We start from the raw sequence: 16,468 nt of genomic DNA, 5'->3' as shown, positions 1-16,468 counted from the left end.
GGCCGCACCCCTGTGCTGGAAGGTGCGGCCTTTCGCGCGAGGCGGGTGTCGTTGAGGACGAGACTTACGCGGCCGACGCCGGGTGGAACTGCTCTTCCTCGGTCGAGCCGCTCAGCGCCGAGAGCGAACTGAACGAACCCGAGATCACCTGGTTCACCGTATCGAAGTAGCCCGTGCCGACTTCGCGCTGGTGCTTCGCAGCGGTGTAGCCGTCTTTCTCCGCAGCGAATTCGGCTTCCTGCAATTCAACGTAGGCCGCCATCTGGCGGTCGCGGTAGCCGCGTGCCAGCTGGAACATGGAGTAGTTCAGGGCATGGAAGCCGGCGAGCGTGATGAACTGGAACGCATAGCCCATTTCGCCAAGCTGCTTCTGGAAGGTGGCGATGGTCTTCTCGTCGAGATTCTTCTTCCAGTTGAAGCTTGGCGAGCAGTTGTAGGCCAGCTTCTTGCCGGGATACTTCGCGTGGATGGCCTCGGCGAAGCGGCGCGCCTGCTCCATGTCGGGCGTGGCGGTCTCACACCAGATCAGGTCCGCGTACGGCGCGTAGGACAAGCCGCGGCTGATTGCCTGTTCGATGCCTTGCTTCGATTCATAGAAGCCCTCCACCGTGCGCTTGCCGGTAAGGAAGGGCTTGTCGTTTTCGTCGATGTCCGTCGTGACGAGCCCCGCGCCCATGGCATCCGTGCGGGCGACGATCAGGGTCGGCACACCGGCGACGTCCGCGGCAAGGCGGGCGGCGATCAGCTTCTGCACGGCTTCCTGCGTCGGGACGAGCACCTTGCCACCCATGTGGCCGCACTTCTTCGCACTGGCCAGCTGGTCTTCGAAGTGCACGCCGGCGGCGCCGGACTCGATCATATGGGTCATCAGCTCGTACGCGTTGAGCACGCCACCGAAGCCCGCTTCGGCGTCGGCCACGATCGGCACCAGCCAGTCGATGTGGTCTTTGCCCTCGGCGTGGTGGATCTGGTCCGCGCGGAGCAGGGTCTTGTTGATCTTGCGGACGACATTGGGCACCGAGTCGACCGGATACAGCGACTGGTCGGGATACATCGTGCCTGCGGTGTTCGCGTCGGCTGCGACCTGCCAGCCCGACAGGTAAATCGCCTGCAGGCCAGCCTTCACCTGCTGCATGGCCTGGTTACCGGTCAGCGCACCGAGGGCATTCACGTACGGCTTGTCGTGGATCGAGCGCCACAGGCGGTCGGCGCCGCGGCGAGCGAGCGTGTATTCGACCTGCACCGTGCCGCGAAGACGAACCACGTCCTCGGCGGTGTAGGGACGCTCGACGCCGTTCCAGCGGTCGTTGTTCTTCCAGTCCAGCACGATCTGTTCGGCGGTATGCGTCTTCATGGTGTGGCTCCTTGGAGAATGATCAGGACAGGTGTTCGTAGGCGGGCAGGGTGAGGAAGTCGCGAAGTTCGTCGGCATGCGTCAGCGCGGAAATCAGTGCGGCTGCCTGGTCGGCACGCGCGGCCCCTGGATGCGAGCTCTCGCGCAGGCGATGGCAGTGCGTGGCCAGTGCGTGGTCGAACAGCGCGAAGTCGATCGGTGCGTGGTCGCTGAATTCCAGCGGCTCGTGGTGCAGCCATTGCCAGAGCTGCGCGCGTGCGATCTCAGCAGTGGCAGCGTCTTCCATCAGGTTGTGGATCGGCACGCAGCCAAGCCCTTCCAGCCAGGCCGCCGTGTAGCGCAGGCAGACTTCTACGTTGTTGTCGAAGCCCGGACGCGTGATCGTGCCGATCGCCGGCGCAATGAGCGCGTCACGCGAGGCGACGACGTCGTCGCGCTGAACATGCAACTGGTTCGACGTGCGCATGTGTTCGTCGAAGATGGCCTGGGCGATCGGTACCAGCGCCGGGTGTGCCACCCAGGTGCCGTCATGGCCCGCGGTCACTTCACGAAGCTTGTCGGCGCGCACCTTGGCCATGGCCTCGTTGTTCGCCGCTTCGTCGCCCCGAATGGGAATCTGCGCGGCCATGCCGCCCATCGCGAAAGCACCACGACGATGGCAAGTGCGGATGAGCAGCTCCGAATACGCCTTGAGGAAGGGCGCCGTCATGCCGACCTGGCCGCGCTCCGGCAACAGGCGGTCGCCGTGCGCACGGAAGGTTTTCAGGTAGGAAAAGATGTAATCCCAGCGACCGCAGTTCAGGCCGACGATGCGGTTGCGCAACGCGTGCATGATCTCGTCCATCTGGAAAACCGCAGGCAGCGTCTCGATCAGTACCGTGGCCTTCATCGTTCCGTGAGGCAGGCCCAGCACGTTCTCCGCGTGCGCCATCACCGACTCCCAGAGCGCCGCTTCTTCCATGCTCTGCAGCTTGGGCAGGTAAAAATAGGGGCCGCGATCACGCCCGTGTAGCGCCTTGGCGTTGTGGAAGGCATAGAGGCCGAAGTCCACCAGTGCGCCGGCGACCACATCGCCGTCAACCTCGGCATGGCGTTCCGGCAGATGCCAGCCGCGGGGGCGAACCACCAGCACGGCGGGCTGTTTGCCCACGCGGTAAACCTTGCCCTCGGCGCTGGTGAATTCGATGGTGCCGTCCACCGCGTCGCGCAGGTTGCGCTGGCCTTCGATCTGGTTGGCCCAGGTCGGCGCGCTCGAGTCCTCGAAATCGGCCATGAAAACCTTCGCGCCCGAGTTCAGCGCGTTGATGATCATCTTCCGCTCGACGGGCCCGGTGATTTCCACCCGGCGATCCATCAGGGCCTCGGGAATGGCCGCCACCGACCAGTCGGCGTCGCGGATTGCCACGGTGTCCGCCCTGAAGTCGGGCAACTCCCCTGCGTCATGGCGCAACTGGCGGGCGGTGCGTTCGGCAAGCAAGGCCAGGCGGTGGCTGTCGAATCGGCGGTGGAGATCCGCCACAAAGGCGACGGCGCCCGGGGTCAGGACATCCGCATAGGTATTGCTGCCGTCGCCGAAGCGGACGCCGGCCAGGGGGTCGATCACGCTCTTGGGAACTGCCATGGGATCGTGCCTCGGGATGCGGGTCTGGTGTTCACCCTAGGCCCGGGGCCACGTTTTTGACAAAACAAATGTTTTAAAGATTTACATTAACAATGCTAATGTTAGATACAACTAATTAATTTCATGGGCTAAATTCGATGGTCCGCAAGCTGAATTCGACGAAAAAGGCTGTCGTGAAGCGAGCGAAGCCACGCATGGCCGATCGCCCTGCCGACGAAGAAGGTGGCCGGTTCTATTACAAAGGGAACCGCCTCAAGCAGCTGCGGGCCTTTGTCTACACGACCCGGCTCGGTACGCTCAGCCGCGCCGCGGAGGCCCTCTTTCTGTCTCAGCCCTCAGTGAGTCTGCAGCTCAAGGCATTGGAGCGAGAGCTTGGAACCCATTTGTTGGAGCGCACCCGGCGCCGCATCACCCTGACGGACGCCGGCGAGGCGCTGTACGAGCTGGCCCGTCCGCTGGTCGAGGGCTTCGAGAATCTGGATCGTGAGTTTCAGACCAGGACCAAAGGCGCCCAGGCGGGCAGGCTGACCGTCGCTGCCGGCTCGTCGACCATTCAGTACCTGCTGCCGGAGCTGGTGAAGACTTATCGCGAGCGTTTCCCGCACGTGCATCTGGCCCTTTCCAATGTCACCAATCGTGACGGGCTGGCGCTGTTACGTAGCGACGAAGTCGATATCGCCGTGGGTTCGATGATCGACGTGCCACACGACATCGCCTGGGCGCCGGTCTATCACTACGATCCTATGTTGATCATGCCGCCTGACCATCCACTGGCGTCGAAGACTGACATCCGCCTCGAAGACCTCTCACCCTACGGCCTGATACTGCCGCCGAAGCGTCTCACTACCTATCGCCTGGTCGACATGGTTTTCCAGCAGCGGCACGTTCCCTACACCGTTGCGATTGAAGTCGGCGGCTGGGACGTGATCAAGCAGTATGTCGCGATGGGGCTCGGCATCTCGATCGTCACGGGAATCTGCATTACGGAGGCGGACCGCGAGCGACTCGTTGTGCGAAACCTGCGGCAGTACTTCCCGCAACGCAGCTACGGCGTGGTGATGCGCAAGGGCAAGTTCCTGAGTCCAGAGGCTCGTGCATTCATCGACTTGATCCGTCCCGGCCTGCTGACGCATCGCGACTACGACGAGTCGGGACACTCGGAGCGGTAGTCATCAGGCGTAGGTGTCGACAGATTGTGCGCGGAGCATCAGAGCAATGGCTTGCATGCCGTGGAGCGCGTCGACGGCCGCTTCGTCCATCGCTATTCCCAGTGCGTACATCGGGTTGTTCGCGGCCACGCCGATGCGTAGATGATCCTCCATCTGAGCGATCATGTTCTGCGGATGGTCCTTAACGTCCAGTGTGATGAGGCCGAGTTGTGTGGCCGCGAGGTGCGAGACATAGCCTTCGCGATGTAGAGCGTTAGCCAGCTTCTCGAGTTCGCTGGGGCGAATGGATGTCAGGTCGACGCCTTCGAGATGTTTCCTCACCACGTCGGGGATGTTGCGTTCCCACGATTTGCGTCCTCGGGCTTCGATCGGCTCGTTCACGTAGCCAAATTCATTAGGCCGCTTCTTTTGAAGCTGCCAGCCGGCGCTGTCTCTCGCGGGCGCTCTCGACGCAAAAGTGACTTCCATGACGGGCTCCAGAATGACAAGGAGCCCGAAGCATCCAACGGCAGCCTGGCCGATGCTGCCAGCGGTAACTGATATTCAAGTGCGCCGTCACCAAGGTGATTCGAGCGATAACGCGAGGTGCGCGACGCACGCCGACATTTGCGTCAGGTCTCGTCACAATCCACGTCGTCAGCGGAAAAAAGCGTTCTCCTTCGCGATAGCGTTCCTCTGCCTTATGGCACTAAGCGAGGAGACAAAATGGCAATCATCAAGACCAGGCTTTCTTATCTGTCGGCGCTCGCACTCGCTCTTGCTGTGCTGACCATCCCAGCGAACGCGACACCACTCACTGTCGGTAAGCGGTGTATCGGGACCCTGCCTGAGTTAACGTCGCACGGGGTTCTCTCACCAGGCGCGCGGGAGGTCGACTTTCGCTGGGACACCACCTGCGTCGGTACATTCTCTGCATCCGTCAGTGGAGGCGCCACCCTCTCCATCCAGCGTGCGCAGGGCGGCATCTGGTACACCGTCGGTTCCGGTGTTTCCGCCATCATTCCGAACCTGGGGCCGGGAAGCTACCGAATTGTTGTGCAGAACACCCAGTATCACCGCATCAACTATTCAGTTCGGCACCGACGCGGCCTGGGCTAAGACCAGTGCGGGGCGTGTACCCATCACGCCCCGCGATGCTTGCCCTGATAGCCGGCGAACATTGCACGTATCGAAGCCAGGTCTGCTTCCGTGCTCCCGGTGGCGTGAACCAGCGGGCCTACGGTGAATGTCTTCGTCGGATAGTCGATGAAGATCGGCAAGATTGGCACACCGGCGGCACGTGCAATGCGCAGGAACCCCGACTTCCACTGCTTCACCGGTTTGCGTGTGCCTTCCGGTGCGATGCCCAGCCACATCTTTTCGTGCGTGGCGAAGCGTTCGACCATCTGGCCAACGACGTCAGTCGCCGCCTTGCGATCGATGGCGATCATGCCGAGGCGACGCACGATCGGGCCGAACGGCCCGTTGAGGACCTCGCGCTTGATCATTACACCGAGGTCGAGGCCCATCGCCGACTTCATCAGCAACCCCCACACCCCGTCCCAATACGACGAGTGCGGCGCACCGATGACCACGATTTTCGGGAGATCCGGAAGCTCGCCGACGAATCGCCAGCCACTGCGCCGAATGGCCCAACGGCTCAGCCTCATCCACCAGGAATCGGGTAGCGAAGGAACGTTTGGCGGCAGATGCTCGGGATAAGGGCTCAATCGCTGCTCCAGTCACGCGAGCGCCCGCGCTTGGTCTGGCCCCGCTGCGTCTTGCCTACGAGGCGGCGTTCCTTCGAGGCACGCGTGGGCTTTGTCGCCACACGCTTCTTCGCAACCACGGTAGCCTCGCGGATCACGTCTACCAGACGGTCGCGCGCGTCGTCGCGGTTACGGGCCTGATCACGAAAACGCCGCGCCTGGATAACCATGATGCCTGCGTCCGTCATTCGGCGGTCACGTCGCGCGAGAAGGCGCTCGCGTACCTCGTCCGGCAGCGAGGGAGACGAAGCAACGTCGAAACGGAGCTCGACGGCGCTCTCTGTTCGATTAACGTGTTGTCCCCCCGGACCGTCGGCACGCATGAAGCGCTCGATCAGTTCGCTGTCGGGGATTGCGATGTTGGCAGTGACGATAAGCATGGCCGGCGGATTCTAGCAGCGCTCCTCCTTGTCGCGTTGTGCAGCGCGCGAGCCACGCGAATGACGGGGCGCCGCCTACATCGGGTAATGGGCTGCGCCCAGGTTTGAGCCCCGCAACGGCAGGCCACTATCAAAGGCCGGCTCCTGAAGTCTTTGCATTGGAATAAAGTATGTTTAACGTTAATCTTGATCCTTGGTCGCCCCTCCACGCGGCCGAAGGCCCGTACATGGACGACACAATCAAATTGGCGCAGCTTCGCCTGTTGGCTGAAGCCGGGGCTGTGTCGACCGCGACGATCGTCGGCCGCAAATCGGGTTGGACGGTGCGTGTTGATGTGGACGGAGACGCACGCGTGTTGTGTTCGGCCGACGGCACACTGCGCGTTTTCTCAACGACCGATAGCGCCATCGCCCAAATGGCGCGCCTGGGCGTGACCCGGTTAAGCGTCATCGCCGATGCGTACGAAGCGGGAACGCTGCGCGCCCCTCGCCCCGACCGCGCCGTAGTGCTGAAGGAGACTGCGGAGTACGCGAGTTGGCTAAAGGCAAAAGTGGAAAAATCGGCGGCGAGAGTCGCCTCGGGCGAATCGAGGCTTTACTCCATTGATGAGGCCAAATCCCGTGTCGCGGAACTGATACAAGGCTTGGAGGCTCGTAAGAAGCGGTCGCCCTGATGCCGGGAACGCGCGTTGACCTTCATCTGTCGGAAGAGGCCCTGCAGGATCTTGAAGCAATCGCTGACTGGTACGAGTCTCAGGCAGCTTGGCAGGCCGCGAAGGATGTCCTGGAGAAGATCCTGGATGCTATGCATACCTGTTGTTCTAGCTCGACGCCTTCCACGCTTCGACCTGCTCGGCGTACGCACTCGACCAGTTGAAGCGCTCAAGTAGCTTCAGCCACGTCTCATCCAGGCCCGCCTCGACCGCCATGAGGCGTCCGTCGGCGGGATGCTCAAATTCCAGTCGCGCCGCGTGCAGCAGCAGACGATGCGACGAGAAGTACTGCTTGAACAGCCGATTGTGATCGCCGCGCCCGTGCTGGCTGTCACCAACGATCGGATGATGAATGTGCGCAAAGTGCTTGCGAATCTGCCGAAAGCGTCCGGTGCGCGGCTCCGCGACAGCAAAGGCGTAGCGCTGCTTGTCATAGCGACCAAGGGCGATATCGACCTCTGTAGTGCCGAGTTGCTTGTAGTCCGTTGTCGCATCGCGACGAGGCCCGGTGTCGCGGGAGCCCGGCAGCGGATAGTCGATCGTGCCGGTTTCGGGGTCGGGCCAGCCGCGAACCACGGCCAGGTAACGCTTGCGCACGCTGCGCCCCATGAACTGTTCGCCGAGCTGCCCGGCAGCTTCCGGCGAGCGCGCAACGAGGAGTACGCCTGAGGTGGCGCGGTCCAGACGGTGCGCGAGGTGCAGCTTTCCCTCGACCTGCTCGCGGAGGAGGTCGATAAGGAAGGCGTCGTCCGGGCCGACGAACTTCGACCGGTGCACCGCGAGGTTGGCCGGCTTGTTGACGGCGACGATGTCGTCGTCCTGGTAGAGAATCTCGAGCATGGGATCAGCCGACGCGACGCGGCCAGCCGGCGGCAAAGGCGAGTACGCCCGCCACGGCGGCCACGATCGCCGGCCACACGCCACGCGCGGCCAGCGTGCCGACCAGGGCGGCGCAGAGCAGCAGCGACGCGCCCAGCAGGCTGCATGCGACGAGCCTGCGCATACGCCGCGCGTCATCACGGGCGGCCGCAAGCGCGAGCGGGTCCGCGACCTGGTGGCGCTGTCCGCTGGCTACCTGGCGCAGCGCATCCCGCAGAAGCTCCGGAGCCTGCGGTGCCGTGTGAATCCATTGCGGCAGGCGGCGACGCACGTCGCGCAGTGTGGCGCGCAGGCTGTAGCGCTCGCGCAGGATGCGGCGAAGCACCGGATGCGCAACAGCCCAGATGTCGATCTCGGGGTCGAGCATGCGGCCGACGCCTTCAATATTAAGCAGGGTCTTCTGCAGCAGGATCAGTTGCGGCTGCAGCGTGAGCTCGAACTTCCGCGCGGTCTGGAACAGCTTCACTACCAGCTCGGCGATGGAGATCTGCGCGAGAGGGCGGGTGAAGTAGGGCTCGCAGACGGTGCGTACGGCCGCTTCGAGTTCGTCCAGGCGGACGGTCGACGGCATCCAGCCCGCGGCGACATGCAGCTGCGCAATGCGCGCGTAGTCGCGCTCGAACAGCGCGATGAAGTTCTCGGCCAACCAGTACTGGTCGGCTTCGGGCAGGGAGCCCATGATGCCGAAGTCCAGTGCGATGAAGCGCGGCTCGTCCACCCGGGCGAGGTCGACCCAGATGTTGCCGGGATGTGCGTCGGCGTGGAAGAAATTGTCGCGGAATACCTGCTCGTAGAACAGTCGCACACCCTTCTCGGCAAGGTGCTTGCGATCGAGGCCGGCTGCGTCGATCGCCGCGATATCGTCGGCGCTGACGCCATAGACGCGCTCGAGCGTGAGGACGCCCTCGGTGCTCAGCTCCCAATGCACTTCGGGCACGTAGAGGTCCACACCGCTGGCGAAGTTGCGACGGAGCAGACTGGCACTCGCGCCTTCGCGCTGCAGGTCGAGCTCATTCGAGAGCATCTTCTCGACTTCGGCGACCACTTCGAGCGGACGGATCTTGTCGGCGTTCGGATGCCAGCGATTGGCGAGTTCGCCGAGCGTGTGCAGGAGGTCGACGTCGCGGGCGATGCGCTTGTCGATGCCGGGGCGAAGCACCTTGACCACGACGGCGCGGCCGTCGTGCAGGGTCGCGGCGTGCACCTGGGCGATGGATGCGGAGGCGAGGGCGGTTTCGTCGAAGCTGGAATACAGCGTCGTTACCGACGCTTTCAGTTCGCGCTCGACGATTGCGCGCGCCTCGGCGCCGGGGAAGGGCGGCACCTGGTCCTGAAGGAGCGCGAGTTCGTCGGCGATGTCGGCAGGCACGAGGTCGCGCCGCGTCGACAGCACCTGGCCGGCCTTGACGAAGATCGGACCGAGGTCGGTCAGGGCCAGGCGCAGGCGCGCCCCGCGCGGTAGTGCGCGAATGTCGGTGGGCGCGCTGGGAAACAGCGGCCGGATCAGTTTCAGTGGCCGGAACAAGTGCGCCCCATCGACGAGGTCGTCGAGGTCGTACTTGAGCAGGATGGCGGCAACGCGCATCAGGCGCGGCAACAGACGCAGCGGCGTCATGCGTGACGCCCCTTCAGCGCGCGCTCGAGGCGGGCCAGGCGGGCCTCCGCGCGTTCGGTTCGCTCGCGCACATCGTCCACGCCGTCCAGGAAGGCGTCCGCCTCGCCGGGGGCCACGGCGACGCGCCCCTCGTCACGAAGCCAGTCCGCGCCGTCCTCGGTGAGGTGTGAAACGGTCTCGCGAGCGTGCGCCAGACCATCGCGCAGCGCTTTCGCCAACGGCACCCCGATGGTGTCGCCGAAGGTTTTCGCGAATGCCTCTTCGACATCCGGCGCGTATTGGCGCGTGAGCTTCTCGAGCCGGCGGGCCAGTTCGGCGTCACCGGCGATATCCACCTTGCCCGGGGCCACGCCGTCGTCGTCGCGGCGAATCGCCATGGCCACCAGGCTGGCCGGCGACGCCGTGACGCGCAGGCTTCCGCCTTCTTCCGGGGGACCGACGCGAAGGCGTCCCTTCTCGACCGAGATGCGCAGGGCGAGGTCGGGGCCGCTCAGATGCACCTGCACGCTGCGGCCGTCGAGTACGTCCAGACGGGCCCGGGTATCCGGGTCCAGGTCGACGGCACGGTTGAGCGCTGACTCCATGGCGCGTCCGGCGAGGACACGGAGGGGGCGGGGCAGGAATCGATTGGGGCCGGCGTCAGCCGAGGGACGATCGGAAGTCATGTTGCGATTGTAGCCCGCCGGGCAGGGCGGGAGCGGTGTCCGGCGTGTTCAGGACGCGCCGTCGAAGCCCGATTGTCGCCAGACCTCGAACACGGCGACGGCCACGGCGTTGGACAGGTTGAGGCTGCGGTTACCGGGTCGCATCGGCAAACGGACACGATGTTCTTCAGGGATGGCATCGAGCACATCGTCGGGCAAGCCCGCTGTTTCGCATCCGAAGAGGAGTGCGTCGCCTTCGGCAAACGCGATGTCGGTATGCAGGCGCTGGCCCCGGGTTGAGAAAGCGAATACCCGTGGATGGCCGATCGCGGCGAGGCAGGCGCTCAGGTCGTCGTGGACGGCGACGCTTGCGAACTCGTGGTAGTCCAGGCCGGCGCGGCGGAGACGGGTGTCGTCCAGCTCGAATCCGAGCGGTCGCACCAGGTGCAGGGCCGCGCCTGTATTGGCACAGAGGCGTATGACATTGCCCGTGTTGGGCGGTATTTCGGGTCGGAAGAGGATGACGTGGGGCATACCCCCATTATGAGGCGATGCGGGGGCAGACGATGCCATCCGTCGGCAGCCCGCAGCCATTCGTGACCGCGCTGGCTGCCGTGCCGACCGTGGCCAGCTGAATCGGGTTGCCGGTGTAGGCGAGCATATTGCCGAGAATCAGGCCGCAGACGACGAGCGAAGCGACGAGAAGGCTGCGGAGCATCAGGAGTTCGTGTTTCATGGCGTGGGTTCCGTATTTTCTTGAGTGGCTGGTAGTTAGAACATCTGGCCGAGGGTCAGGCCGCAGATCAGCATCGAGGTCACGAGCAGGCTGCGCAGCATCAGCATTTCGTACTTCATGGCGTTCTCCGGATCGATGCCGGGTAGGAAGGCCACCCGGCTTGGCAGGACTAGTAACGCAAACGCCGTGCCAGCTTTTAAGGGTGCGCAATCAGCTGATTCGTATGAGGTTTGTCAGGTCGTCGCGTGACGCAGCGTTGTCCGCGGACACTGACCACGCGTGAGCGGACACCGTCCGGACCATGCCGGACCTCCGATTGCGTCCGATGGACCGCGCGGGCTAGCCTCGGTGGAATCGGGCCGTCGAGGCCTTTAGGAGATCGCCATGAAGCTTCGATTCGCCCTGCTTGCAGCCGGGCTGATGTCCGTTGGAGTCGCTGGAGCGGCCACCACGTCGCCCGACGCCATTCCGGACATCCCCTTCACGCGGTTCCAGCTGCCCAATGGCCTGACCGTCGTGGTCCATGAGGATCACAAGGCGCCCGTCGTCGCCGTCAGCATCTGGTACCACGTGGGTTCGGCCGACGAGCCGGCCGGCAAGACAGGCTTCGCGCATCTGTTCGAGCACCTGATGTTCTCGGGCTCGGAGAACCGCAAGGGCACCTATTTCCAGCCGTTCGAACTGGCCGGTGCCACCGACATGAACGGCACCACCTGGTTCGATCGCACCAACTATTTCGAAACGGTGCCGACGACCGCGCTGGACATGGCCCTGTGGATGGAATCCGACCGCATGGGTCACCTGCTCGGCGCGATCGGGCAGAAGGAGCTCGATACCCAGCGTGGCGTCGTCCAGAATGAAAAGCGCCAGGACGAAAACCGTCCCTATGGCCGCGTGGACGAGAATGTCCTGGTCAATACCTACCCGGCCAATCATCCGTATCACCACGACACCATCGGCTCGATGGTCGATCTGGACGCAGCCTCGCTCGCCGACGTGAAGCAGTGGTTCAACAGCTACTACGGCGCGGCCAACACCACACTGGTGCTCGCCGGTGACATCACGGTGGCCCAGGCAAAGGCCAAGGCCGGGAAGTACTTCGGCGACATCCCCTCCGGCCCGCCGGTGCCTCGCCAGCAGCCCTGGATCACCCCCGTCGCGACTTCCACGCGCGGCACGCAGCACGATCAGGTCGCGCAGACGCGCATCGTGCGTACGTGGGTGGTGCCGCAACTGGGCAGTGACGACTCCGTCCAGCTCGACCTCGCCACCACGGTGCTCGGCGGTGGCAAGACGTCGCGCCTCTACCAGCGCCTGGTTTACCAGGACAAGCTCGCAGACGACGTGAGCCTGGGCATCGCACCGTTCGCACTGGCCAGCCAGGTGCAGCTCACCATCGACGTCAAGAATGGCGTCGATCCGGCCAAGGTCGAAGCAGCCGTTGCGGCCGTGTGGAAAGACTACATGGCTACCGGCCCAACGGAAGACGAACTGGCACGTGCCAAGGTCAGCAACCGCGCCGGCTTCGTGCGAGGCCTGGAGAAGGTGGGTGGTTCCGGCGGCAAGGCGGTGATTCTCGCCGAGGGCCAGGTCTATCGTAACGACCCGGAGGCCTATAAGAAGGACCTCGAGCGCGCGCAGAACGCGAGCATCTCCTCGGTCCTCGCTGCGTCGAAAACCTGGCTTGCCAAGGGCGACTACACGCTCACCGTGCTGCCCGCGGCGCCGGGCTTCGACCCGACGGCCGAAGACAAAGCGGTAGTCGGCCTCAAGGTCGCCACGGGGCGTCCTGCAGCGGTGATGCCGGTTGCGAAGACGTACACCGTCGGCAAGTCGGACGTGGATCGCAGCAAGGGTGTGCCGTCGGTCGACAGCTTCCCCGATCTCTCCTTCCCGAAACTGCAGCGCGGCAAGCTGAAGAACGGTATCGAAGTGGTGCTCGCCGAGCGCCACACCGTACCTGTCACCCAGATCAGCCTGTTGTTCAATGCCGGCTATGCGGCGGACCAGGGCCGCAAGCTCGGCACCGCCAGCTTCACCTCGGCGCTGCTCGACGAAAGCACGAAGACGCTGGATTCGGTCGAAGTGGCCCGTCGCAAGGAACGTCTGGGCGCGATCATCGGTTCGGGCTGTTCGCTCGACAACTGCTCGATCGGCCTCAACGCGCTGAACTCCGAGCTCACCCCGTCGCTCGCCCTGTTCGCCGACATTGTTCGCAACCCCGCCTTCAAGTCGGACGATATCGAGCGTGTGCGTGGCCAGTGGGTGGCGGGCATCGCGCAGGAGAAGACCGAGCCTACCGGTCTTGCATTGCGCACCTTGCCACCACTGCTCTACGGCAAGAATCACGCTTACGGCATTCCGTTCACCGGTAGCGGTACCGAGAAGGCGATCGCTTCGCTCACCGCCGAGGATCTCGCTGACTTCCAGCGGGACTTCCTGCGTCCGGACAACGTTCGCATCCTGGTCGCCGGCGATACGACGCTGGCGCAGATCCTGCCGCAGCTGGATGCCGTGTTCGGTGACTGGACGGCGCCGGCGAGCGCCCTGCCGAAGAAGAATATCGGTCAGGTGGCCGAGCAGCCCAAACCGCGCGTCTTCCTGATCAATCGCACCGATGCGCCGCAATCGCTGATTCTGGCCGGCCTGCTTGCGCCGTCGACCAAGGCGAAGAACGCGCTCGATCTCGGCATCGCCAACGGCGCGTTCGGCGGCACGTTCACCTCTCGGCTGAACATGAACCTGCGTGAAGAGAAGCGTTGGGCCTACGGCGCGGGCAGCATGCTGTCCGATGCCCAGGGCCAGCGACCGATGTTGTTCTACGCCCCCGTACAGACCGACAAGACGGCCGACTCTGCTGCGGAAATCCTCAAGGAAGCACGTGCCGTCATCGGCCCGAAGCCACTGACCGACGACGAGATCGCGAAGATCCGGGCGCAGAAGGTCCGCGCATTGCCGGGTAGTTTCGAAACTACCTCGGCCGTGCTCGGTGCCATGACGGGTATCGTCATCTACGACCGGCCGGACGACTACGTGCAGACGCTCAAGGGCCGCATCGAAGGCGTCGACCGCAAGGCTGCGGAAGACGCGCTGACGACCGTGATCCATCCTGACGCGCTGACCTGGGTCATCGTCGGCGATCTCAGCAAGATCGAGGCACCCGTGCGTGCGCTGAACCTGGGCGAGGTGCACGTCGTCGACGCCGACGGCAACCCGGCGAAGGACGTGCAGCACGGTAAAGCAACGAAAGCGACCAAGGCCACGAAAGCGACCAAGGTTGGCAGCGCGCCGGCGGAGCAGAAGTAACTTGCATGAGGGCGCGGTCGAAGAAGATCGCGCCCTCACGTCAGTCCGGCTAGCATAAGCAGCGATCGAACCCCCGGAGTTCCAAATGCGCAAGGCTCTCGTCCTCCTCGTTCCCCTCGCCCTCTCCGCCTGTACGTGGGGCATCAAGCTCGACGACGGTGCGCGAAACGTGCGCACCGCCTGGAACGGCGATGTCTCCAGCTGCAAAGAGCAGGGCAAGGTCACGGTGTCTGTCATGAACCGCGTCGGCCCGGTGGATCGCAACGACCTGAAGGTTCGTGACGAACTGGAAGTGCTCGCACGCAACGAGGCGGCCAAGATGGGTGCGGACACGGTGAAGCCGCTGGCCGATCCGAGCGAAGGCTCGCAGCCCTGGGGTGCTTACACGTGCGGTAGCCGCAATGTCGGTCCGGCGCGCAGCGATACGCCAGTGCCGGCTCCACAGGGAAGCAGCACGCCGCAGGCGGGCTTCGAAACCGTGCCATTGAAGAACAACTGATCCTCTCCGACGTCGCTTCGCTCAGAGCGAAGTGACGCCGTCGCGCGCCCGCGCGGCGAACGTCGCCGTCACCCAGTCGATGAACACGCGAACACGTGGGGACAACTGGCGATTGTGCGGATACAACAGCGAGACGGGCGAAGGCGTGGGCGGGTAGTCGGGTAAGACCGGCACCAACCGACCCGCTGCCAGATCGCCAGCCAGGTGATAGCGCGGCACCTGGATCAGGCCAAGCCCCAGGCGGGCAAGGTCGATGTTGGTATCCGAGCCGGTCACCGTGACGACGGACGGCAGATTGACGAAACGAGTCTCCCCGTTCTGGATGAATTCCAGCGGCAGCGTGCTTCCGGTGGCAGTGGAGAGGAAGCCGATCGCAATATGGCCGTCGAGGTCGTCCGGGGTTTGCGGAATGCCGTGGCGTTCGAGATACGCCGGACTGGCACAGGTCACTTCTTCCAGCATCGCGATACGGCGCCCCACCATGCTGCTGTCCGTCAGGTCGCCGACGCGGAGCACGCAGTCGACGCCTTCGCGCACGAGGTCTACCCAACGGTCGCCTTCGCCCAGGTGGACGCGGAGGCCCGGATAGCGCGCGAGAAAATCGGGAAGGTCAGGCAGCACGAAGGTGCGGGCGAGCGTGCCGTGCATATCCACGCGCAGCAGCCCGGTCGGCCGCGCATCGAGAAAGGCACCTTCGGCGTCCTCCACCTCGGCCAGGATCGCCACGCAGCGCCGGTGGTACGCCTCGCCGTCGAGCGTCGGGCTTACCTGGCGCGTGGTGCGCTGGAGCAAGCGGACACCGAGTCGGGTTTCCAGGCGCTTGATGGCCTGGGTCACCGTCGACCGGGGCAGGTCCAGGTCGGAGGCGGCCAGGGTGAAGCTTCGGCGCTCCACGATGCGGACGAAGAGACGCATGGTGTCGAAGCGGTCCATGGCATTGTTCCGTTCGATGGAATAGTGAAGTCATATCCTGCTGGATTATCCGAAGGGCGGCAACGTTCATGCTGTTCTCGCCCGGCAATGTCGCCGGAACCGGAGAACCCAGATGAGCCAGAACACCCAGAAAGTCGCCATCGTGACGGGCGCCTCGCGCGGTATCGGCGCCGCAGTGGCCAAGCGCCTCGCCCACGACGGCTTTACCGTCGTCGTCAACTACGCAGGAAGCGCCCCCGCCGCTGAGGCCGTGGTCCGCGACATCGAAGCCGCCGGTGGCAAGGCCATCAGTGCCCAGGCCGACGTCTCGAAATCCGCCGACGTGCGCCGCCTGTTCGATACCGTGCAGGAGGTCTACGGTGGCGTCGACGTCCTGGTGAACAATGCTGGCGTGATGGCCCTGGCCAACGTGGCCGACCTCAAGGACGAGGACTTCGATCGCCTCTTCGCGATCAATGTGAAAGGCAGCTACAACACCATGCGCGAAGCCGCGACCCGCATCCGCGAGGGCGGTCGCATCATCAACTTCTCCTCCAGCGTAGTCGGTCTCCTGCAGCCGGGCTATGCCGCCTATGCCGCGACGAAGGCGGCCATCGAAGCCACGACCATGGTGCTCGCCCGCGAGCTGCGCGGCCGCCAGGTCACGGTGAACGCGATCGCCCCGGGTCCGACCGCGACCGACCTCTTCCTCGATGGCAAGTCGCCCGAGCTCGTCGATCGCCTTGCGAAGCTGGCGCCGCTCGAGCGTCTCGGCACGCCGGACGACATCGCTGCGGCCGTGGCTTTCCTCGCCGGTAGCGATGGTGCCTGGATCAACGGCCAGGTGCTGCGCGCCAACGGCGGCATCGTCTGATCAGCAGCCTTCTCTTTG

At 64.3% G+C, this 16,468-nt stretch carries 17 protein-coding genes; 6 read left to right on the top strand and 11 right to left on the bottom strand.

All coding sequences use genetic code 11. From position 1 onward, the window contains the following. Window positions 1-64: 64 nt before the first annotated feature. Complete coding sequence (gene aceA / locus C8J98_RS02750) at window positions 65-1,354, bottom strand: isocitrate lyase (protein ID WP_107910655.1); 1,290 nt, start codon at window positions 1,352-1,354, stop codon at window positions 65-67. A gap of 22 nt (window positions 1,355-1,376) precedes the next feature. Next, entirely contained in the window at window positions 1,377-2,975 is a 1,599-nt protein-coding gene (gene aceB, locus C8J98_RS02745) for a malate synthase A (RefSeq protein WP_107910653.1), read from the bottom strand. A 194-nt stretch (window positions 2,976-3,169) separates the two neighbouring features. On the opposite strand from aceB, the gene C8J98_RS02740 reads away from it, so the two are divergent. Further along, window positions 3,170-4,144, top strand: coding sequence for a LysR family transcriptional regulator (locus C8J98_RS02740; protein ID WP_199229801.1), 975 nt, complete (start codon window positions 3,170-3,172; stop codon window positions 4,142-4,144). Between the two features lie 3 nt (window positions 4,145-4,147). On the opposite strand, the gene C8J98_RS02735 is transcribed toward C8J98_RS02740, so the two are convergent. After that, window positions 4,148-4,612 (bottom strand): hypothetical protein, encoded by a 465-nt coding sequence (locus C8J98_RS02735; protein ID WP_146171494.1) that lies wholly within the window; start codon window positions 4,610-4,612, stop codon window positions 4,148-4,150. A 237-nt stretch (window positions 4,613-4,849) separates the two neighbouring features. Between C8J98_RS02735 and C8J98_RS02730 the strand changes: the two genes are divergently transcribed. After that, window positions 4,850-5,242 (top strand): hypothetical protein, encoded by a 393-nt coding sequence (locus C8J98_RS02730; protein WP_107910648.1) that lies wholly within the window; start codon window positions 4,850-4,852, stop codon window positions 5,240-5,242. A gap of 23 nt (window positions 5,243-5,265) precedes the next feature. Here C8J98_RS02730 and C8J98_RS02725 read toward each other — a convergent pair whose 3' ends face one another. Together C8J98_RS02725 and arfB are read right to left on the bottom strand one after the other, a co-directional pair. Next, on the bottom strand, window positions 5,266-5,793 hold the full coding sequence (locus C8J98_RS02725; protein ID WP_107910642.1) for a 1-acyl-sn-glycerol-3-phosphate acyltransferase: 528 nt from the start codon (window positions 5,791-5,793) through the stop codon (window positions 5,266-5,268). A gap of 56 nt (window positions 5,794-5,849) precedes the next feature. Then, window positions 5,850-6,272 (bottom strand): alternative ribosome rescue aminoacyl-tRNA hydrolase ArfB, encoded by a 423-nt coding sequence (arfB, locus tag C8J98_RS02720; protein WP_107910641.1) that lies wholly within the window; start codon window positions 6,270-6,272, stop codon window positions 5,850-5,852. 227 nt (window positions 6,273-6,499) lie between these two features. Between arfB and C8J98_RS02715 the strand changes: the two genes are divergently transcribed. Further along, a complete protein-coding gene (locus tag C8J98_RS02715; RefSeq protein WP_146171493.1) occupies window positions 6,500-6,946 on the top strand; it encodes a hypothetical protein in 447 nt (148 codons plus the stop codon). A 147-nt stretch (window positions 6,947-7,093) separates the two neighbouring features. Here C8J98_RS02715 and C8J98_RS02705 read toward each other — a convergent pair whose 3' ends face one another. From C8J98_RS02705 to C8J98_RS02685, 5 genes are read right to left on the bottom strand one after another with little or no spacing between them, the layout of a single operon-like run. Then, a complete protein-coding gene (locus C8J98_RS02705) occupies window positions 7,094-7,825 on the bottom strand; it encodes a pseudouridine synthase (protein WP_107911129.1) in 732 nt (243 codons plus the stop codon). 4 nt (window positions 7,826-7,829) lie between these two features. Next, window positions 7,830-9,479, bottom strand: coding sequence for a ubiquinone biosynthesis regulatory protein kinase UbiB (ubiB, locus tag C8J98_RS02700; protein WP_107910638.1), 1,650 nt, complete (start codon window positions 9,477-9,479; stop codon window positions 7,830-7,832). After that, window positions 9,476-10,144, bottom strand: a complete 669-nt coding sequence (locus C8J98_RS02695; RefSeq protein WP_107910637.1) for an SCP2 sterol-binding domain-containing protein — start codon at window positions 10,142-10,144, stop codon at window positions 9,476-9,478. Before C8J98_RS02695 ends, ubiB begins: the two co-directional genes overlap by 4 nt. A 48-nt stretch (window positions 10,145-10,192) precedes the next feature. After that, window positions 10,193-10,657 (bottom strand): tRNA (cytidine(34)-2'-O)-methyltransferase, encoded by a 465-nt coding sequence (locus tag C8J98_RS02690; RefSeq protein WP_107910636.1) that lies wholly within the window; start codon window positions 10,655-10,657, stop codon window positions 10,193-10,195. 7 nt (window positions 10,658-10,664) lie between these two features. Continuing rightward, window positions 10,665-10,859 (bottom strand): hypothetical protein, encoded by a 195-nt coding sequence (locus C8J98_RS02685; RefSeq protein ID WP_107910635.1) that lies wholly within the window; start codon window positions 10,857-10,859, stop codon window positions 10,665-10,667. Window positions 10,860-11,279: 420 nt separating this feature from the next. Between C8J98_RS02685 and C8J98_RS02680 the strand changes: the two genes are divergently transcribed. After that, window positions 11,280-14,165, top strand: a complete 2,886-nt coding sequence (locus C8J98_RS02680) for a pitrilysin family protein (RefSeq protein ID WP_233260103.1) — start codon at window positions 11,280-11,282, stop codon at window positions 14,163-14,165. Window positions 14,166-14,250: 85 nt separating this feature from the next. Then, the gene (locus C8J98_RS02675; RefSeq protein ID WP_107910631.1) at window positions 14,251-14,664 is read left to right on the top strand and encodes a DUF4156 domain-containing protein; all 414 of its coding nucleotides are present in this window, start codon (window positions 14,251-14,253) and stop codon (window positions 14,662-14,664) included. A gap of 21 nt (window positions 14,665-14,685) precedes the next feature. Here the strand turns inward: C8J98_RS02675 and C8J98_RS02670 are convergent, their stop codons facing one another. Continuing rightward, entirely contained in the window at window positions 14,686-15,597 is a 912-nt protein-coding gene (locus C8J98_RS02670) for a LysR family transcriptional regulator (protein WP_107910629.1), read from the bottom strand. A 112-nt stretch (window positions 15,598-15,709) separates the two neighbouring features. On the opposite strand from C8J98_RS02670, the gene C8J98_RS02665 reads away from it, so the two are divergent. After that, window positions 15,710-16,450 (top strand): SDR family oxidoreductase, encoded by a 741-nt coding sequence (locus C8J98_RS02665; RefSeq protein ID WP_107910627.1) that lies wholly within the window; start codon window positions 15,710-15,712, stop codon window positions 16,448-16,450. The last annotated feature ends 18 nt before the right edge of the window (window positions 16,451-16,468 follow it).

It is taken from the genome of Luteibacter sp. OK325 (genome assembly GCF_003050935.1).
Lineage (GTDB): Bacteria > Pseudomonadota > Gammaproteobacteria > Xanthomonadales > Rhodanobacteraceae > Luteibacter.
Note: the sequence above shows the minus strand (reverse complement) of the source record. Positions and strands in the feature narration are given on the sequence as shown.